Here is a 17957-nt window from a genome sequence, read left to right on the forward strand (position 1 = left end):
CACGTCATGAGTGACGTTCTGGCGCTGGCGGGGGTGGGCGTCGTCCGTGGCGACTCCACACTCCTCGACGACGTCGACTGGGAGGTCGAGGAGGGGCAGCGCTGGGTGGTCCTCGGTCCCAACGGGGCGGGCAAGACGACGCTGCTCCAGCTGGCCTCCGGGCGCATGCACCCGACCCGCGGCGTCGTCGGCATCCTCGGTGAGGTCCTCGGCGCCGTCGACGTCTTCGAGCTGCGTCCGCGCATCGGCCTGGCCTCGGCCTCGCTGGCCGAACGGATCCCCGGTGGCGAGCGCGTCGGTGACGTCGTCGTCACCGCGTCCTACGGCGTCGTCGGACGCTGGCGCGAGAGCTACGACTCGCTCGACCACGCCCGCGCCGGCGAGCTGCTCGTCGCCCTGGGCGCCGACCACCTCGTCGACCGCACGTTCGGCACGTTGTCCGAGGGCGAGCGCAAGCGCGTCCAGATCGCGCGGGCCCTCATGACCGACCCCGAGCTCATGCTCCTCGACGAGCCGGCCGCCGGTCTCGACCTCGGGGGCCGCGAGGACCTCGTGGCCCGACTCGGCGAGATCGCCGGTGACGTCATGGCCCCGGCCCTCGTCCTCGTGACGCACCACGTCGAGGAGATCCCGCCGAACTTCACCGACGTCCTGCTGCTGCGCGACGGCAAGGTCGTGGCCCAGGGGCCCATCGAGATCACCCTCACGGCGGCCAACCTCAGCGAGACCTTCGGGATCCCGCTGCAGCTCGAACAGCGGGGTTCTCGCTACATCGCGTGGTCCGGCTGACGGGCACGAACACCGGCATGAAATCGTTGTCTCGACACACCCGTCATCGCTGACGGGGACGAAAGGGGAGTGTCATGGAGTGGTTGACCGACAACCCGTGGGTCGCGTGGGTGGGCGTGGCACTGATCCTGGCGGCCATCGAGGCCGCCACCGTGGACTTCGTCTTCGTCATGTTCGCCGGGGGAGCGCTCGCCGGTGCGCTGGCCGCCGCCCTCGGAGGCAACATCGCCGTCCAGGTGATCGTCGCGATCCTCGTCGCAGGGCTGCTGCTCTTCGTCGTGCGCCCGATCGTCAAGCGCAAGTTCACCGACGGCGAGCACGACCACCACATCGGGGCCTCGAGCCTCGTGGGGCGCGAGGCGCGCGTGCTCCAGACCGTCACCGACACCGACGGGCGGATCAAGCTCGCGGGGGAGACGTGGTCCGCCCGGATCGCCGAGGGCACCGAGCCCCTGCGACCGGGTGACGACGTCCGAGTCATCGCCATCCACGGTGCGACGGCCATCGTCGCCGCCGACCGTCACTGATTCCGGGAGTTCCCATGATCGAGCTCGTCATCCTCGGCCTGCTGCTGCTCTTCGCCGTCATCGTGCTCATGCGCACGGTGCGCATCGTGCCGCAGCAGACCGCCCTCATCATCGAGCGGCTGGGCCGCTACCACAGCACCCTCGAGGGTGGGATCCACTTCCTCGTGCCCTTCGTCGACAAGGTGCGCGCCAACATCGACCTGCGCGAGCAGGTCGTGTCGTTCCCGCCCCAGCCGGTGATCACGAGTGACAACCTCGTCGTCAACATCGACACCGTCATCTACTACTCGGTCATCGATGCCAAGTCGGCCGTCTACGAGATCGCGAACTTCATCCAGGGCATCGAGCAGCTCACCGTCACCACCCTCCGCAACGTCATCGGCTCGCTCGACCTCGAGCAGACGCTGACGAGCCGCGACCAGATCAACGCCCAGCTTCGTGGCGTCCTCGACGAGGCGACCGGCAAATGGGGCATCCGCGTCAACCGCGTCGAGCTCAAGGCCATCGACCCGCCCATGTCGATCCAGGAGTCGATGGAGAAGCAGATGAAGGCCGAGCGCGAGCGCCGCGCCATCATCCTCACCGCCGAGGGCTCGAAGCAGTCCAACATCCTCACCGCCGAGGGCGAGAAGCAGAGCCAGATCCTGCGCGCCGAGGGTTCGGCTCAGGCCCGCGTCCTCGAGGCCCAGGGCCAGGCCCGCGCCATCCAGCAGGTCTTCGACGCGATCCACCGTGGCAAGCCCACCCAGAAGCTCCTCGCCTACCAGTACCTCCAGGTCCTCCCGCAGATCGCCCGCGGAGACTCCAACAAGATGTGGATCATCCCGAGCGAGCTCACCGACGCGCTCAAGGGCATCGGTGGCGCGCTGGGACGCGGTGAGGGCGGCGGGGGCTTCGACGACAGCGACACCGACGAGTGGCAGCCGTCCGAGGACCTGTCGACGCCGTTCGACGACACGGTGCTCGCGGATCCCGCGCAGGCTCTCGCCGAGGCCCGGGGCGAAGCGGGAGACGCCTCCCGCGAGGCCGCCGACCACGCGACGCCTCCCGCCCGGCAGCAGCCGCCGCTGACGCCGCCCGCCGACGCGGTGCCGCCGCGCACAGCGCCGGCTGACCCCGCTGCGCCGACGGACCCCGCTCCGCCGCGCGAGAGCTGAGGTGGGCGCCGCCGAGGCCGCGCTCATCCTCGTCGCCGGCATCCTCGCCGGCACGATCAACACGGTCGTCGGGTCGGGCACGCTCGTGACCTTCCCGACGCTGCTCTTCTTCGGGTTCGCGCCCGTCACCGCCAACGTCTCCAACACCGTCGGGCTCATCGCCGGTGGCCTCACTGGCTCGTGGGGCTACCGGCACGAGCTCGGCGGGATGCGTCCCACCCTGCTGCGCTGGGCGCCGATGTCGCTCCTGGGTGGAGTGGTCGGCGCGCTCCTGCTGCTCGTCCTCGACCCGGCCGCGTTCCGCACGATCGTCCCGGTCCTCATCGGGATCGGCGTGCTGCTCGTCGCGTTCGGACCCCGGATCACGGCATGGAGCACCAGCCGGCGGGGTGACGCCCCGCCGACCGCGCTCGGTGACCACTCCCGCCGGCGCGCCCTGCTCCTGGCCTTCTTCGTCTTCGCCACGGCGATCTACGGCGGCTACTTCGGTGCCGCCCAGGGCGTCATCCTCATGGGGCTCCTCACGACCCTCACGAGCGAGTCGCTGCAGATCCTCAACGGGATCAAGAACGTCCTCGCGACCATCGTCAACGCCGTCGCAGCGCTGACCTTCGTCATCGTGGCGCCCGAGCAGGTCGACTGGACCGTGGCGGGGCTCATCGCCGCCGGTTCGCTCGTGGGCGGCGTCATCGGGTCGAGGGTCGGTCGGCGGCTGCCCCCGAACGTCCTGCGGGCCGTGATCGTCGTCATCGGCGTCGTCGCCATCGCGCGCATGGTCTGGGCCTCGTGACGCCATGGTCCGTCGTGCTCGGCCTGGGGCTCGCGCTCTTCGTCGGCGCTCTCGTCCAGTCCACCATCGGCTTCGGGATGGCGGTCGTCGCCGTTCCCTTCGTCGTCGTCGCGGCACCCGAGCTCATGCCCGGCTCGGTCCTCGTCACGAGCTTCACCCTGCCCGTGGTCCAGCTCGCCCTCGCGCCGCTCGACATCGCGTGGCGTGAGCTCGGCTGGGCACTGCTCGCCCGGCTCGTGGCCACACCGCTCGGCGTGGCGGCGGTGGTCCTGCTGTCGTCGCGCACTATCTCGGTCGCCGTGGCGGTCCTCATCCTCGTCACCGTCGCCGCCTCGCTCACGACCATCGAGGTGAAGGCCGGTGCACGCAACGCCGCCGCGGCGGGCGCGGTCGCCGGGGTGTCCGGCACGGCCACGAGCATCGGTGGACCGTTCTTCGCCCTCGTCCTGCAGCACGAGCGGCCCGAGCGGATCCGCTCGACCCTCGCCGCGTTCTTCCTCGTCGGCGCGGTCATGGCGATCGGTTCGCTGTCGCTCGCCGGCGAGTTCACGCGCGAGCAGCTCATCGTCGGACTCGCCTGGCTGCCCTTCGTCGCTGCCGGGTATGCCGTCGCGTCACCTCTGCGCCGTCACCTCGACCGCGAGCTGCTCCGGCGGGTGGTCCTCGCCTTCTGCGTCATCGCAGGACTCAGCCTCGTCGTGCGCGCCCTCGTCTTCTAACCTCTCAGGGTGCCGACCCGGATCACCGACCCCCTCGACCCACGCGTCCACGACTACGTCGGCCTCACCGACGTGGCGCTGCGGCGTCGCACCGAGCCCGAGCGCGGCCTCTACATCGCCGAGTCCGAGAAGGTCATCCGCCGAGCCCTGGCCGCCGGCCACCGTCCACGCTCCTTCCTCATGGCCGAGCGCTGGCTCGACGACCTCGGTGACCTCGTCACGCAGGCCGAGCAGGACGGCATACCGGTGCTCGTGGCGGACCACGACGTCATCGAGGGCTTCACCGGCTTCCACCTCCACCGCGGGGCACTGGCATCGATGCAACGTCCGGAGCTGCGGCCCGTCGAGGAGGTCGTCGCCGACGCGCGGCGGGTCCTCGTCATCGAGGACGTCGTCGACCACACCAACGTCGGTGCCGTCTTCCGCAGTGCTGCCGCGCTGGGGATGGACGCCGTGCTCGTGACCCCGAGGTGCGCCGACCCGCTCTACCGCCGTGCGATCAGGGTCTCGATGGGCACGGTCTTCCAAGTCCCGTGGACCCGGATCGACCCGTGGCCCGCGGGCATGCACACGTTGCGGGACAGCGGGTTCACCGTCGCCGCACTCGCCCTGTCGGACGATGCCGTGGGGCTCGACGAGCTCGCGGCGAACCCGCCCGAGCGGCTCGCACTCGTCCTGGGCACCGAGGGCGACGGTCTCGGCCGGCGCACCGTCGAGGGTGCCGACGTCGTCGTCACGATCCCGATGGCCGGGGGAGTGGACTCGCTCAACGTCGCTGCCGCCGGCGCCGTCGCCGCCTGGGCCCTGCGCGCCACCTGACCGTCAGGGTCGGAGTCCGCACTGACCCCGCCCCTGCACAGGACGGTCCGCGAACCACATCGTCACTCGCGAGCCCGAACGAACCGGTTCTCGAAGAACACTCAGGTTCGCGAACGGTCTCGGGCAAGACCCGCGCGTCGATGCCTCAGCGGACGAGACGGTCAAGCAGGGCGGTGAGCTCGGCCCCGGGATCCGCTGCCGCTCCACCGTGCACACCCGACGGCTGGATCACCGTGCTGCGGGGCGCGCTGAGCCAGCCGAACCGCTTGCCCGGCGTCGAGAGCGTGGGGCGCCCACCGCCCCCGGTCCCGGCGCAGACGTCGTCGACGACCGCGAGGGAGGCGCGCACGGCGTCGACGTCGACCTCGGGGGCGAACGCACGCAGGCGCTCCTCGTCGACGTGGCAGGCGGCGCGCAGGAAACCCGCGGACTGGGAGTAGAGGACGACTCCGACGTTGAGGCACTCGCCCCGGTCGACGCGCGGGACGCAGCGCAGGACGACGTACTGGTAGGGGTGGGCGCTCATGCCGCGGCCCCCCACCAGGCGCCGGCGTTCTCGAGCCGGCGGGTGAGGTGCTCGACGTAGGCCGACCGCACCGCAGGCACGTCGTCGAGACCGGGGGCCGTCTCGAGCCACTCGTCGGGCACGATGCCGACCACCTCGGTGACGACCTCGGGCGTGAGCACAGCAGCAGCCCGAGCGTGAGCTGCTGCCAGGTCGCCGGCCACGTCGCGCAGGACGTGCTCGGAGACGTCGAAGGGCTGTGCGGCGAACCGGGAGGCGTCGGCACCCCGGCTCGGCCACGAGTGGTGGAACCAGATGGCGGCACCGTGGTCGATGGCCCAGACCTGCCGGTGCCACACGAGAAGGTTGGGGTTGGCCCAGGTGCGGTCGACGTTGGCGGTGAACGCGTCCAGCCAGACGATGTCGGCTGCCTCGTCGGGCTCCGGGGGTCGTGAGCCGTCGTAGCCGAAGGACCCGGGCAGGAAGTCCACGGCGAGGTTGTTGCCGGGGCTGGCGTTGAGGAGGTCCTGGACCTCCTCGTCGGCCTCGTAGCGGGCGATCGCCGTCGGCATGTCGATGACCGCCATCTGCGGGACCCGGATCCCGAGCCGTCGGGCGAGCTCACCGACGACGACCTCGGCCACGAGGACCTTGAGGCCTTGGCCGGCACCGCGGAACTTCACGACGTAGGTCCCGTCGTCGGAGCCCTCGACGATGCCGGGCAGGGACCCGCCCTCGCGCAGCGGGGTGACGAACCGCGTCGCGGTGATGTGGGGCAGCACGGACTCAGGCTACGGGAGGCACTAGGGTCGACGAAGCCCCCACACGCGAGGAGAAGGATGAGCCAGACGCAGGGGCGGCTGCTCGGCGGCCGCTATCGACTCGGCGCCCCCCTGGGGCGTGGCGGCATGGCCGTCGTCTGGCGTGCGCAGGACGAGATGCTGGGGCGCGAGGTGGCGGTCAAGACGCTCGACCTCACCGGCCCCGACAGCGACAACGCGGGGGAGCGGTTCCGCCGGGAGGCCCGCGCCACCGCAGCGCTCAACCACCCGCACATCGTCACGGTCTACGACACGGGCGTCGAGGACCACACGGCATACCTCGTCATGGAGCTCCTTCCGGGTCCGACGCTGGCCGAGCAGGTCCGCGACACCGGACCCCTGCCGGTCGAGGACGTCCGGACGATCGGCGAGGAGGTCGCGAGCGCGCTCCAGGCCGCCCACGACGCCGGCATCGTCCACCGCGACATCAAGCCGGGCAACATCTCCTACGCCGCCGACGGCACCGCCAAGGTCCTCGACTTCGGCATCACCCAGCTCGTCGACGAGGCCCTGGGCCAGCACCAGCTGACGATGACCGACACGATCGTCGGCACCGCCGAGTACCTCGCGCCCGAGCAGGCCACGGGCCAGCGGGTCGACGCCCGCGCCGACCTCTACGCCCTCGGCTGCGTCCTCACGACGCTCCTCACCGGCGCACCGCCATTCTCGGCGACGACGCCGGTGGCGATCCTCATGAAGCACGCCCACGACGTGCCTCCCGACGTCCGTGACCTTCGCCCCGACACGCCCGCCGACCTCGCCGCGCTGGTCGCCGCGCTCCTCGCCAAGGACCCGGTCCACCGACCGCAGTCGGGTCGCGAGGTCGCCGAGCTGCTCCGGGCGCACCGGGCCCCCGCCCTCACCGAGGTGCTCCCGGCGGCGCCCGCTGCCATGGCGCCCACCGCGGTCTCGCCCCGGCCGCTGCCCCCGGAGGAGACCTGGAGCGAGCCGGCATACGACCGGGACTGGGACGAGCCGCAGCGACGTGGGTCCCGGGCCTGGGTGTGGCTCCTGCTCCTCGCGGCGGCCCTGGCGGCGGCCGGCATCTGGTACGCCATGCAGGGCCCCGACGACGGCAACGGCACCACCCCGACGCCGTCGAGCACCCCGTCGGTGTCGCAGACGGCGCAGGAGCCGTCGAACACGCCGGAGCCCACCACGCCGTCGCCCAACCCGACGGTCACCGTCACGGACACGCCGACACCGAGCGAGACTCCGTCGTCCCCGACGACCCCGGCGGAGGACCCCGGTAAGGCCGTGAACGACGCGGTCTCGGGCTTCGAGTCGAGCCTGCGCGACGTGCGACAGTCCGACGACATCGACGGCGACGTCGCCAAGACGATCGAGGGCAAGCTCAAGGACATCGACAAGGCCGTCAGGGACGAGGACGCCGAGGCAGTGCGCTCGCTCGTCGACGACATCGAGTCCGAGCTGACCCAGGCGGCCTCGGAGGAGAAGCTGACCCAGCAGGGTGCGGCTGCGCTGTCGGACCCGCTCGCGACACTCCGGCAGGCGGCTGACTCGTTCCAGCCCTGAGCTGCCCTACTGGGCGGTACCCTCCGGCGCATGGATTCCGCGCTTCTCACGATCGGGCTGCCGGTCCCGCTCGCCGTCATCATGTTCGGCCTCGGACTCTCGCTCACGCCTGCCGACTTCCGGCGGGTGAGCCAGAACCCCCGGGCCGTGACGACGGCGCTCGTGTGCCAGCTGCTCGTGCTCCCGGTGGTCGCCTTCGGGCTGGTCGAGCTCTTCGGGCTCGCGCCCCTGCTCGCCGTGGGATTCATGATCCTCGCCGCCTCGCCCGGAGGGACGACGGCCAACCTCTACAGCCACCTCTTCCGCGGCGACGTCGCCCTCAACATCACCCTCACGGCGATCAACTCGGTCATCGCCGTCGTCTCGCTGCCGCTCGTGACGAACTGGGCCATCGGCCACTTCGTCGAGGACGGCGAGCGCATCGGGCTGCACATCGACAAGCTGCTCCAGGTCTTCGCGATCGTGCTCATCCCGGTGGTCATCGGGATGTTCGTGCGCCGTCGCTCGCCCGAGTTCGCCGACCGCATGGACCGCCCGGTACGCACCGCCTCGGCGGCCATGCTGTTCCTCGTCGTGGTCGGCGCGATGTGGACAGAGAAGGAGAACATCTCCGACTACCTCGCCGAGGTGGGTCTGGTCGCCGCGATCTTCTGCATCCTGTCGCTCTCGATCGGGTATGCCGTCCCGCGTCGCCTCAGCATGTCCGAGGACCAGGCCGTGGCGAGCGGCTTCGAGATCGGCATCCACAACAGCACGCTCGCCATCGCCATGGCGATCACCGTCCTCGGCAACGCGCAGATGTCGATCCCGGCCGCCGTCTACGGCGTCCTCATGTTCCCGATCGCCGCCGTGTTCGGGATGATCGTCCGCAACCGCAGGGTCCTCGTCGCCGACCGTTCCCAACCTGCCGAGCGGACCCGCGAGACCCTCTGACCCGAGCGCACCACGGCGCACTAGTCACATCGCACCGGTTCGTGTCCCAAAGCGGGCAAAACTGTCCGGACGGCGTGGGCGTTCTGCAAGCATGGCGATGTGAGGCCACAGGCTGAAGAACGACGAGGGGGGTCAGGACCCGTCGCCAACCAGCGCGCCACAACGGTTGTCGTCGGTGATGACCATGAGCTGTACTGCCGCGGTCTGGAGGTGCTCCTGAACAACGAGGACGACGTGGAGCTTGTAGCAGAGGCCTCGTCGGCCGCCGCGGTGGTGGCTGTGGTGCTGGCACACCGACCGGATGTCGTGCTCCTCGAGATGTCCATCGGCGGACAGAGCGGCATCGACGCCTGCACGGCGATCAAGATGTCGTCGCCACAGACCAAGGTCATCTTCCTGACCGCATCCGAACGGAGCGAGGACCTCGTCAAGGCCTTGATGGTCGGCGCCTGCGGCTATCTGCACAAGTCGCTACCGGCTGAACAGATCGTCGACGCGGTCCGCCTGGCCCACCGGGGTGAGGTGGTCATCCCGCCACCGATGGCTCGTCACCTCGTGGCCGAGTACTCACGCCTGGCCAGCCGCGCCACCGACGCCGTGGCGCAACGTGCGCGGACGCTCAGCGAACGCGAGATCGAGGTCCTCACCTGGATCACGCAGGGCAAGGCGAACCGCGAGATCGCCGTGAGCATGGCCGTGAGCGAGAACACGGTGAAGAACCATGTCCGCAACATCATGGTGAAGCTGCAGGTGTCCTCTCGGACCGAGGCAGCCCTGCACGCGGTCCGCGAGAACCTCGTCGTGTCGACCTGAACCTCGTCGGCCAAGCAACGAGAACGAGAAACGCCCCAAGCTCCTGACCTGCAGGAACTCGGGGCGTCGTCGGTGTCCGAGGGGGGACTTGAACCCCCACCCTCTATACGAGGACTAGCACCTCAAGCTAGCGCGTCTGCCAATTCCGCCACCCGGACGAGGTGTCTGCAAGCCCCGTGGGGCGGTGCCTGCAACGAGCGGGAACTTTACACGGCATACCGGCCCGAACGAAATCGACCCCTCGGCCTAGTGTGGAAGCCATGACGGAGACGACGAAGAGCCGCCCCGAGGACGAGGTCGTCGGCATCTGCCGCGACCTCATCCGCATCGACACCTCGAACTACGGGGACGGCTCCGGACCGGGGGAGCGAGAGGCCGCGGACCACGTCGACCGGCTCCTCAGGGAGGTCGGTCTCCAGCCCGAGGTCGTCGAGTCGCAGCCGGGCCGGGCCTCGGTCGTCGTGCGGATCCCCGGCGCCGACCGCAGCCGCGGCGCCCTGTGCGTGCACGGTCACCTCGACGTCGTGCCGGCCAACGCCGATGACTGGTCGGTCGACCCGTTCGCCGCCGTCGAGAAGGACGGCTGCATCTGGGGCCGTGGCGCCGTGGACATGAAGGACATGGACGCGATGATCCTGGCGTGCGTGCGGCACATCGCCCGCGAGGGCATCGTCCCGCCACGGGACCTCGTCGTCGCGTTCTTCGCCGACGAGGAGGCTGGGGGAGTCCACGGGTCGCACCACCTCGTCGAGCACCGCCCGGACCTCTTCGAGGGCGTCACCGAGGCGATCAGCGAGGTCGGTGGTTACAGCGTCACCGTGCCGACCGCCGATGGCGGCGAGAAGCGGGCCTACCTGCTCCAGACGGCGGAGAAGGGCATCGCCTGGATCCGGCTGACCGCCACCGGCCGGGCGGGGCACGGGTCGGTCCCCAACGACGAGAACCCCATCGCCCGTCTCGCCGAGGCCCTGAGCCGGCTGGCCGCCCACAAGTGGCCCCGCGAGTTCATCCCCTCCGTACGCACGCTGCTCGACCGGCTCAGCGAGATCACGGGCGTCGCCTACTCCGACGAGGACCTCGACGAGCTGCTCGACCACCTCGGCGGTGCCCAGGGGTTCGTCCGCGGCACCCTCCAGGACACGAGCAACGTCACGATGCTCGACGCCGGATACAAGCACAACGTCATCCCGCAGCAGGCGCACGCCAACGTCGACTGCCGCTTCCTGCCCGGGCACGAGGACGACCTCATGCAGACGATCCGCGAGCTCGTGGGCGAGCACGTCGAGGTCGAGGTGCTGCACCGCGACATCGCGCTCGACGCCCCCTTCGACGGCGCTCTCGTCGAGGCGATGGTGGCAGCGCTGCGCTCCGAGGACCCCGAGGCCGAGGTCCTGCCCTACTGCCTGTCGGGTGGCACGGACAACAAGGCGCTGTCGCTCCTCGGGATCACCGGCTACGGGTTCGCGCCCCTGCGGCTTCCCGCCGACCTCGACTTCGCGCCGATGTTCCACGGCATCGACGAGCGGGTCCCCACCGAGTCACTCCGCTTCGGTGCGCGGGTCCTCCAGCGCCTCCTCGAGACCTGCTGACGCACCCATGGCCCCGTCACCGGGGCGCAGCTCAGGAGGCGCGCGGGACGCGGATGATCTTGCGCCGCAACCACGTTCGGGTGACGCCGCCGATGTAGATGCGGGTGCGGTGCAGCTCCCAATGGCCGTACTCGGCCTGCTCGGTCAGTGCACGGCGGATGTCTCCGCGCCGCGTGTCGCGGCCGAAGACGAGGACCCGGTACTCGTACTCCACCATCGACACATTGTGCGGCACGAGTCCGCTACGGTTCAGGACATGAGCGCCGACCCGCGTGCCGCCCTGACCTCCCTCGTCTCCGCCTTCGAGCGTCACCTCGAGGCCTGCTCGGGCCGACGTGGGGAGGACGACCCGACGGTGGCCGCGGCGTACGACGACCTGCTGGACGCCTTCGAGACCTACGACAACGCCCTCTACGAGGCTTTCGGGGAGATGACGCCGCTCGACGTCTACACCGGCGACGACGCCGACGAGGACGAGGAGGACGAGGACCTCGACGAAGACGACGACGATGACGACGGCGTCTATGCCGGCCTCGACGACGAGGACTTCGACGACGAGACGGATGTCGAGCCGGACGACGACGAGGACCAGCGCGCTCGCTGACCCTCGCTCTGCCACGCCCGCCGACTGCTCGCTCCACGCCTCACGCGCACGCTCGCGTGTCCGCTCACCTGACTGACGCGCCCGATCCGTGCGCGACTACGGTTGGCCCATGCGACTCGCGGTGAACCTCGGCTACATGGGGCTGTCCTCCAGCGACGACATGCTCGCCCTGGCCGGCGAGGCCGACCGGCTCGGCTACGACTCCGCCTGGGTGGCCGAGGCCTACGGCAGCGACGCCGTGACCTTCCTGTCGTGGATCGGCGCGCGCACCGAGCGGATCGCGCTCGGGTCCGCCGTCATGCAGATCCCGGCGCGCACGCCGGCGATGACGGCGATGACGGCAGCGACCCTGGACCACCTCTCCGGAGGCAGGTTCCGCCTCGGGCTGGGCGTGTCCGGCCCCCAGGTGAGCGAGGGCTGGCACGGCGTCCGCTTCGGCAAGCCGCTCGGGCGGACCCGGGAGTACGTCGAGATCGTGCGCGCGGCGCTGTCGCGCGAACGCGTCGAGTATGCCGGTGAGCACTTCACGCTGCCGCTCCCCGACGGTCCCGGCAAGGCCCTCAAGCTCACCATCGCGCCGACCCAGCAGCACCTGCCCATCTACCTCGCCGCGGTCGGGCCCAAGAACCTCGAGCTCACCGGCGAGATCGCCGACGGATGGCTCGCGATCTTCTTCTCGCCCGAGCACTCGGGCGACATCGTCGAGTCGATCGCCACCGGTCGCCGCGCCGCCGGGCGGGGGAGCGAGGCGAATCCGCTCGAGGGCTTCGACATCGTGCCGACCGTGCCGGTCGTCGTCACCGACGACGTCGAGGCCGGCGCCCAGGCGGTCGCGGCCTACTCCGCCCTCTACATCGGCGGTATGGGCTCGCGCGAGAAGAACTTCTACAACCAGCTCGCGTGCCGCATGGGCTTCGAGGAGGAGGCCGCTCGTGTCCAGGAGCTCTTCCTCGCCGGTCAGCACCGTGACGCGGCCGCTGCCGTGCCCGTGGAGTTCATCGACGCGACGTCGCTCATCGGCCCGCCCGACCGGATCCGCAGCCGCATCGGTCGCTACGCCGATGCCGGCGTCACCACCTTGGGCGTGTCACCCTTCGCGCTGACGGTCGAGGAACGCCTCGACACCCTCCGCATCATGTCCGAGCTCGTCCCGTCCCCTGCCGAGGAAGTCCCCACACCGTGATCGTTGCCGACCCCGCCGTCGAGCTCAGCTACTTCCAGTCCGTCGTCCTCGGCATCGTCGAGGGCCTCACCGAGTACCTCCCGGTCTCGTCCACCGGCCACCTCACGATCGCCGAGAAGCTCCTCGGCATGCCGGTCGACGCCCCGGCCGTGACGGCATACACCGCGTTGATCCAGATCGGCGCGATCCTCGCGACGTTCACGTACTTCGGAAGGAAGATCCTGCGGCTCTTCCTCGCCTGGGTCGCAGGGCTGCGCAGCGCCGAGGCGCGCAAGGAGCACGACTACCAGCTCGCGTGGGCGGTCATCGTCGGCTCGCTCCCGGTCGTGGTCGTCGCGCTGCTGCTCAAGGACCTCATCTCCGGGCCGCTGCGCAGCCTCTGGGTGGTCGCCGGGGCGCTCATCCTCTGGAGCGCCGTGATGTGGGTTGCCGAGCGGCGACACGACGTGCTCGAGAAGTCCGGTGAGCAGCGTGGTGAGGACGCCCTGACGATCAAGGACGGGCTCGTCATCGGCCTCGTGCAGTGCTTCTCGCTCATCCCCGGTGTCTCCCGCTCCGGAGCGACGATCTCGGCCGGCCTCATGCGCGGCATCGACCGCGTCACCTCGACCGAGCTGTCCTTCTTCCTCGCGATCCCGGCGCTCACAGGGGCCGGCCTCTACGAGACGGTCGACAACGTCGATGCGCTCAAGGTGCTCGGCATCGGCCCGATCATCACCGGCTGCGTCGTCGCGTTCGTCGTCGCCTACGCGTCGATCGCGTGGCTGCTCAAGTTCGTCCAGAGCAACTCGCTCGTGTCGTTCATCGCCTACCGCGTGGTGCTGGGCGCGATCATGTTCCTCGCGCTCGGTGCGGGCTGGCTCACCGCGACCTGAGCGGCTCCTGGCCGTCCGACGGCGGCGCGGGTCCGAGTGGCGACTAGAGCCACTTGACCCGCTTGAACGTGGCGAACAGACCGACGCACGCAGCGGCCATGACGGCGAGCACGAGGAAGTAGCCGTAGTGCCATCGCAGCTCGGGCATGTTGTCGAAGTTCATGCCGTAGATGCCGGCGATCATCGTCGGGACCGCGGCGATCGCGACCCACGCAGAGATCTTGCGCATGTCGGAGTTCTGCTGCACCGAGATCTTGGCGAGGTTGGCGCTGAGCACGTCGCTGAGCAGCCGGTCGTAGGACTCGACGCGGTCTGCGACGAAGTGCAGGTGGTCGTCGACGTCGCGGAAGAGCAGCCGCAGCTCGTCGTGGGGCAGCGGAGTGCGCGGGCTCGTGTGGAGCATCCGCAGCGGTGCGATGAGCGGCGTGATCGCCCGGCGGAACTCGAGGACCTCTCGCTTGAGGCGGTAGATGCTGTCCGAGGAGACCAGGCCCTCGGAGAAGACGCCCTCCTCGATCTCGTCGATGTCGCGGGCCAGCTCGACATCGATCTCGCGGTACTGGTCGACGACCCGGTCCATGATCGCGTGCAGGGCGGCCATCGGGCCGAGCATGAGCTTGGCGGGGTCCTCCTCGAGGCCCTTGCGAACCCCGGCGAGCGGGCTGAGCTCACCGCGCCGGATCGTCAGGACGAAGTGCTCGCCGATGTGGACCATGAGCTCGCCCGTCTCGACGTCGGAGGTCGCCTCGATGTAGCTCAGGGTCTTGAGGACGACGAACACGTTGCGGCCGTAGAGCTCGATCTTGGCCCGCTGTCGGCCCATGACGGCGTCCTCGATGGCGAGTGGGTGCAGCCCCAGACCGAGCTCGTCGTTGACGTTCTCGAGCTCGGCCATCGACGGGTCCTTGAGGCCGATCCAGATGAAGTCCGTGGCGGACCCGGTCGCCCGGATGGCGTCGAGCTCGTCGCTGAGGTCGCCGCAGGTGTCGCGCCGTCCTTGGCGGTAGAGGGCCTTGTCGATGATCACCCGCGTCATTGTTGCCTACAGTGGGCGCCGTGGCTCTGCTCCTGCTCGTGCGACACGGGCACTCGACCGCCAACGCCGACGCCGTCCTCGCGGGATGGAGCGAGGGTGTCGGACTGACCGACCGTGGGCGGGCCGACGTCGGTCGGCTCGCCGAACGGCTCGTCGACGTCGAGGTGGCCCGGCTCGTCACGAGCCCGCTGCAGCGCTGCCGCGAGACCGCAGGCCTGCTGCTGCCCGGAGCCACCGCGGAGGTCGTCGACGACCTGGGGGAGTGCCACTACGGCGCGTGGACCGGTCGGCCGATCGCCGAGCTCACCAAGGAGCCGTTGTGGCGCACGGTCCAGGACGACCCCGGCTCCGCCCGGTTCCCGGACAGCGACCGGTATGCCGCCGAGTCGCTCACCGAGATGGCCGACCGGACCGTGGCCGCGATCCGGCGCATCGACGACGAGGTGACGTCCGAGCGGGGGCCCGACGCGGTGTGGGTGGCGGTGAGCCACGGCGACCCGATCAAGGCGATCCTCGCGGACGCGGTGGGCGCGGGGCTCGCCGGTCTGCAACGTGTGCACGTCGACCCGGCGTCGGTCTCGGTCATCCGCCGCACGGGCTCGCGGCCGATGGTCCTCGCGACGAACTCCTCGGGTGGAGCGGTCACGGCCGGGCTGAAGCGCTCGTCGACCGTGCCACCGGGCGACGCCACCGTCGGCGGGGGGACGGGCTAGAGTTCCTTGTTGCAAGCAGTTGGCAACAAGGAGGGCACGGCATGCACGTCCCGGATGGGTTCCTCGACGCACCGACGTCGATCGCGACCGCCGTCGTGGCGGGTGGTGCGGTGAGCCTCGCCCTCAGCCGCGCCCGTCGCGAGCTCGACGACCGGACCGCACCTCTGGCGGGCCTCGTCGCGGTGTTCGTCTTCGCCGCACAGATGCTCAACTTCCCGGTGGGCGCCGGGACCTCCGGCCACCTCCTCGGCGGAGCCCTGGCGGCCGTCCTCGTCGGACCGTGGACCGCGACGCTCTGCCTCACCGTCGTCCTCACCGTCCAGAGCCTGCTGTTCGCCGACGGCGGCATCACCGCGCTCGGCACCAACGTCGTCCTCATGGCCGTGGTCGGTGTGTGGACCGGCTGGCTGGTCTTCGCCGGCCTGCGCCGGCTCGTCCGCTCGGCCGGGGTCACGGTGGTCCCGGTCCTCGCGGGTCTCGCCGCGGTCGTGTCCGTCCCGGTCGCTGCCCTGACCTTCACCGCCCTGTATGCCGTGGGTGGCCACGCACCGATCCCGCTCGGTGAGCTCGCTGCCGCCATGCTCGGCTGGCACACCCTCATCGGCCTGGGCGAGGGCGCCATCACGTTCCTCGCCGTCGGGAGCATCATCGCCACCCGCCCCGACCTCGTCCACGGTGCGCGCGGACTCCTCGCCGCCCGGGAGCTCGAGATCCGGACGGGGGTGCACGCATGAGCGCCGCACCGCACCACCGCATCAGCACGAAGCGCCTCGTCGTCGTCGGCCTCGCCGTGTGCGCGGTGCTGGCCGGTGTCGTCTCCGCATGGGCGTCGAGCAACCCCGACGGGCTCGAGTTCGTCGCCGAGAGCCTGGGCTTCATCGACTCCGCCCGCGACCACGGCAGCGCGGGCTCGCCGTTCGCCGACTACGGCACCGCGGGGGTCGACGACGCCCGGCTGTCCGGAGGGCTTGCCGGGCTCGTGGGGATCGCGGTCGTGGCGGTCGTCGCCTTCGGGCTGATGCACCTTCTGCGCCGCCGCAGCAACGACGACGACTGACGTGGGTGCGGGTCACGGCACGCACCTCCACGTCGAGGGCGACTCCGTCGTCCACCGGCTCCCGGCACACGCCAAGCTCGTCGGGCTCGTCCTCTTCGTCCTGCTCGTCGTCGCGCTGCCGCGCGACGCCCACGCCGTCCGGGTGGTGATGCTGCTCGTCGCGGTCGGGGTCGTCACGGCGACGAGGGTGCCGCTGCGCCACGTCGTGAGTCGCCTCGTCGTCGAGGTGCCCTTCGTCGTGTTCGCGCTCGTGCTGCCGTTCGTCGCGACCGGTCCCGAGCGACAGGTCGGGCCATTCACGGTGTCCCGCGATGGTCTCGACGCTGGCCTCGCGCTGCTGGCCACCGCCACGACGAGCGTCCTCATGGCCATCGCGTTCGCCACGACGACGTCGAGCCGCGACCTCGTGCGTGCCCTGCAGCACCTCCGGGTCCCGGACCGCCTCGTGCAGATCCTCTCGTTCATGGTGCGATACCTCGGTGTCGTCGGATCCCAGGCCCAGCGGATGAAGGTCGCGCGTGAGTCGCGTGGGTTCCGCGCACGTTCCCTCGGGTCGTGGCCGGTCATCGCCTCGAGTGCCGGAGCGCTCTTCATCCGCAGCTACGAGCGCGGCGAGCGCGTGCACCTCGCGATGATGTCGCGCGGCTACACCGGTCGCCTGCCGGTCACCGACCCGCTCAGGGCTCGGCGTGGGGACTGGCTCCGGGCGCTCGTGCCGTCAGGGATCGCACTGGTCGGCCTCGTCGTGGGGTATGCCGCGTGAGCACTCCCGTCCTCGACGTCCGTGGTCTGGCCTTCGCCTACCCCGACGGGCACCAGGCGCTCTACGGCGTCGACCTGCACGTGCACAGGGGTGAGCGCGTGGCCCTCCTCGGACCCAACGGCGCCGGCAAGACGACGCTCGTGCTCCACCTCAACGGCATCCTCGAGGCCGGCGCCGGGTCGGTGGCCATCTCGGGCCTGCCCGTGACGCGGCCGAACCATCTCGAGATCCGGCGACGGGTGGGCATCGTCTTCCAGGACCCCGATGACCAGCTCTTCATGCCGACGGTGCGCGACGACGTGGCGTTCGGTCCCGGCAACCTCGGCCTGCGCGGCCCCGAGCTCGACGCCCGGGTGATGTCCGCGCTCACCGCGGTGGGGATGGAGCACCTCGCCGACCGTGCGCCGCACCACCTGTCCTTCGGTCAGCGGCGCCGTGTGGCGATCGCCACGGTCCTCGCGATGGAGCCCGAGATCCTCGTGCTCGACGAGCCGTCGTCCAACCTCGACCCCGCGTCCCGCCGCGAGCTGGGCGAGCTCCTCGAGTCGCTCGACGTCACCGTACTCATGGTCACCCACGACCTGCCGTTCGCCCTGCAGCTGTGCGAGCGGTCCGTCGTCCTGTCGGAGGGGGTCGTCGCCGCCGACGGGGACACCCGGACCCTCCTGAGCGACGAGGAGCTCCTGCGCACCCACCGCCTCGAGCTGCCCTGGGGCTTCACGGGTTAG

At 70.5% G+C, this 17957-nt stretch carries 22 protein-coding genes and 1 tRNA gene; 18 read left to right on the forward strand and 5 right to left on the reverse strand.

All coding sequences use genetic code 11. From position 1 onward, the window contains the following. Nucleotides 1-6 precede the first annotated feature (6 nt). The 6 genes from ACSQ11_RS14285 (at nucleotide 7) to ACSQ11_RS14310 (ending at nucleotide 4801) form a co-directional block, all read left to right on the forward strand. On the forward strand, nucleotides 7-789 hold the full coding sequence (locus ACSQ11_RS14285; protein ID WP_436006504.1) for an ABC transporter ATP-binding protein: 783 nt from the start codon (nucleotides 7-9) through the stop codon (nucleotides 787-789). Between the two features lie 74 nt (nucleotides 790-863). Next, a complete protein-coding gene (locus ACSQ11_RS14290) occupies nucleotides 864-1316 on the forward strand; it encodes an NfeD family protein (RefSeq protein ID WP_436006506.1) in 453 nt (150 codons plus the stop codon). A 14-nt stretch (nucleotides 1317-1330) separates the two neighbouring features. After that, the gene (locus tag ACSQ11_RS14295) at nucleotides 1331-2473 is read left to right on the forward strand and encodes an SPFH domain-containing protein (RefSeq protein ID WP_436006508.1); all 1143 of its coding nucleotides are present in this window, start codon (nucleotides 1331-1333) and stop codon (nucleotides 2471-2473) included. Between the two features lies 1 nt (nucleotide 2474). Continuing rightward, on the forward strand, nucleotides 2475-3263 hold the full coding sequence (locus tag ACSQ11_RS14300) for a sulfite exporter TauE/SafE family protein (protein WP_436006510.1): 789 nt from the start codon (nucleotides 2475-2477) through the stop codon (nucleotides 3261-3263). After that, nucleotides 3260-3982, forward strand: coding sequence for a TSUP family transporter (locus tag ACSQ11_RS14305; protein ID WP_436006512.1), 723 nt, complete (start codon nucleotides 3260-3262; stop codon nucleotides 3980-3982). Before ACSQ11_RS14300 ends, ACSQ11_RS14305 begins: the two co-directional genes overlap by 4 nt. 9 nt (nucleotides 3983-3991) lie before the next feature. Further along, nucleotides 3992-4801, forward strand: coding sequence for a TrmH family RNA methyltransferase (locus ACSQ11_RS14310; protein ID WP_436006514.1), 810 nt, complete (start codon nucleotides 3992-3994; stop codon nucleotides 4799-4801). A gap of 145 nt (nucleotides 4802-4946) precedes the next feature. Here the strand turns inward: ACSQ11_RS14310 and ACSQ11_RS14315 are convergent, their stop codons facing one another. Next, nucleotides 4947-5327 carry a DUF3037 domain-containing protein gene (locus tag ACSQ11_RS14315; RefSeq protein ID WP_436006516.1) on the reverse strand — a complete coding sequence of 127 codons (381 nt, stop codon included), beginning with the start codon at nucleotides 5325-5327 and terminating at the stop codon, nucleotides 4947-4949. Next, nucleotides 5324-6088 carry a HipA family kinase gene (locus ACSQ11_RS14320; protein WP_436006518.1) on the reverse strand — a complete coding sequence of 255 codons (765 nt, stop codon included), beginning with the start codon at nucleotides 6086-6088 and terminating at the stop codon, nucleotides 5324-5326. The genes ACSQ11_RS14315 and ACSQ11_RS14320 overlap by 4 nt, the downstream gene beginning before the upstream one ends. Nucleotides 6089-6145: 57 nt before the next feature. On the opposite strand from ACSQ11_RS14320, the gene ACSQ11_RS14325 reads away from it, so the two are divergent. The 3 genes from ACSQ11_RS14325 (at nucleotide 6146) to ACSQ11_RS14335 (ending at nucleotide 9409) form a co-directional block, all read left to right on the forward strand. Then, complete coding sequence (locus ACSQ11_RS14325) at nucleotides 6146-7663, forward strand: protein kinase domain-containing protein (protein ID WP_436006520.1); 1518 nt, start codon at nucleotides 6146-6148, stop codon at nucleotides 7661-7663. A gap of 30 nt (nucleotides 7664-7693) precedes the next feature. Then, the gene (locus ACSQ11_RS14330; RefSeq protein WP_436006522.1) at nucleotides 7694-8596 is read left to right on the forward strand and encodes a bile acid:sodium symporter family protein; all 903 of its coding nucleotides are present in this window, start codon (nucleotides 7694-7696) and stop codon (nucleotides 8594-8596) included. 99 nt (nucleotides 8597-8695) lie between these two features. Next, on the forward strand, nucleotides 8696-9409 hold the full coding sequence (locus tag ACSQ11_RS14335) for a response regulator (RefSeq protein ID WP_436006524.1): 714 nt from the start codon (nucleotides 8696-8698) through the stop codon (nucleotides 9407-9409). A 73-nt stretch (nucleotides 9410-9482) separates the two neighbouring features. On the opposite strand, the gene ACSQ11_RS14340 is transcribed toward ACSQ11_RS14335, so the two are convergent. After that, nucleotides 9483-9567: transfer RNA gene (locus ACSQ11_RS14340), tRNA-Leu, on the reverse strand. 102 nt (nucleotides 9568-9669) lie between these two features. Between ACSQ11_RS14340 and ACSQ11_RS14345 the strand changes: the two genes are divergently transcribed. After that, nucleotides 9670-10998 (forward strand): M20/M25/M40 family metallo-hydrolase, encoded by a 1329-nt coding sequence (locus ACSQ11_RS14345; protein WP_436006526.1) that lies wholly within the window; start codon nucleotides 9670-9672, stop codon nucleotides 10996-10998. Between the two features lie 31 nt (nucleotides 10999-11029). Here ACSQ11_RS14345 and ACSQ11_RS14350 read toward each other — a convergent pair whose 3' ends face one another. Then, nucleotides 11030-11215: a DUF5703 family protein gene (locus ACSQ11_RS14350; protein ID WP_147065665.1), complete on the reverse strand. Its 186-nt coding sequence runs from the start codon at nucleotides 11213-11215 to the stop codon at nucleotides 11030-11032. A gap of 39 nt (nucleotides 11216-11254) precedes the next feature. On the opposite strand from ACSQ11_RS14350, the gene ACSQ11_RS14355 reads away from it, so the two are divergent. The 3 genes from ACSQ11_RS14355 to ACSQ11_RS14365 all read left to right on the forward strand — a co-directional run bounded on the left by ACSQ11_RS14355 (nucleotide 11255) and on the right by ACSQ11_RS14365 (nucleotide 13660). Next, nucleotides 11255-11602 (forward strand): hypothetical protein, encoded by a 348-nt coding sequence (locus ACSQ11_RS14355; protein ID WP_436006528.1) that lies wholly within the window; start codon nucleotides 11255-11257, stop codon nucleotides 11600-11602. Nucleotides 11603-11711: 109 nt separating this feature from the next. Further along, complete coding sequence (locus tag ACSQ11_RS14360; protein ID WP_436006530.1) at nucleotides 11712-12785, forward strand: LLM class F420-dependent oxidoreductase; 1074 nt, start codon at nucleotides 11712-11714, stop codon at nucleotides 12783-12785. Then, the gene (locus ACSQ11_RS14365) at nucleotides 12782-13660 is read left to right on the forward strand and encodes an undecaprenyl-diphosphate phosphatase (protein ID WP_436006532.1); all 879 of its coding nucleotides are present in this window, start codon (nucleotides 12782-12784) and stop codon (nucleotides 13658-13660) included. Before ACSQ11_RS14360 ends, ACSQ11_RS14365 begins: the two co-directional genes overlap by 4 nt. A gap of 43 nt (nucleotides 13661-13703) precedes the next feature. Here ACSQ11_RS14365 and ACSQ11_RS14370 read toward each other — a convergent pair whose 3' ends face one another. Next, nucleotides 13704-14687 carry a magnesium and cobalt transport protein CorA gene (locus ACSQ11_RS14370; protein WP_436006534.1) on the reverse strand — a complete coding sequence of 328 codons (984 nt, stop codon included), beginning with the start codon at nucleotides 14685-14687 and terminating at the stop codon, nucleotides 13704-13706. Nucleotides 14688-14716: 29 nt separating this feature from the next. Here ACSQ11_RS14370 and ACSQ11_RS14375 point away from each other — a divergent pair, with 29 nt between their 5' ends. Genes ACSQ11_RS14375 through ACSQ11_RS14395 form a run of 5 tightly spaced genes read left to right on the forward strand, consistent with a single transcriptional unit; the run spans nucleotide 14717 to nucleotide 17957 of the window. Then, nucleotides 14717-15409, forward strand: a complete 693-nt coding sequence (locus tag ACSQ11_RS14375) for an MSMEG_4193 family putative phosphomutase (RefSeq protein WP_436006536.1) — start codon at nucleotides 14717-14719, stop codon at nucleotides 15407-15409. 41 nt (nucleotides 15410-15450) lie between these two features. Continuing rightward, nucleotides 15451-16143: an energy-coupling factor ABC transporter permease gene (locus ACSQ11_RS14380; protein WP_436006538.1), complete on the forward strand. Its 693-nt coding sequence runs from the start codon at nucleotides 15451-15453 to the stop codon at nucleotides 16141-16143. Next, nucleotides 16140-16466, forward strand: coding sequence for a PDGLE domain-containing protein (locus ACSQ11_RS14385; RefSeq protein WP_436006540.1), 327 nt, complete (start codon nucleotides 16140-16142; stop codon nucleotides 16464-16466). Before ACSQ11_RS14380 ends, ACSQ11_RS14385 begins: the two co-directional genes overlap by 4 nt. A 1-nt stretch (nucleotide 16467) precedes the next feature. Continuing rightward, on the forward strand, nucleotides 16468-17229 hold the full coding sequence (cbiQ, locus tag ACSQ11_RS14390) for a cobalt ECF transporter T component CbiQ (RefSeq protein ID WP_436006542.1): 762 nt from the start codon (nucleotides 16468-16470) through the stop codon (nucleotides 17227-17229). Further along, nucleotides 17226-17957, forward strand: coding sequence for an energy-coupling factor ABC transporter ATP-binding protein (locus tag ACSQ11_RS14395; RefSeq protein ID WP_436006544.1), 732 nt, complete (start codon nucleotides 17226-17228; stop codon nucleotides 17955-17957). The genes cbiQ and ACSQ11_RS14395 overlap by 4 nt, the downstream gene beginning before the upstream one ends.

The organism is Knoellia sp. LjRoot47 (genome assembly GCF_964253435.1).
In the GTDB taxonomy this organism is placed as follows: Bacteria; Actinomycetota; Actinomycetes; order Actinomycetales; family Dermatophilaceae; genus Knoellia.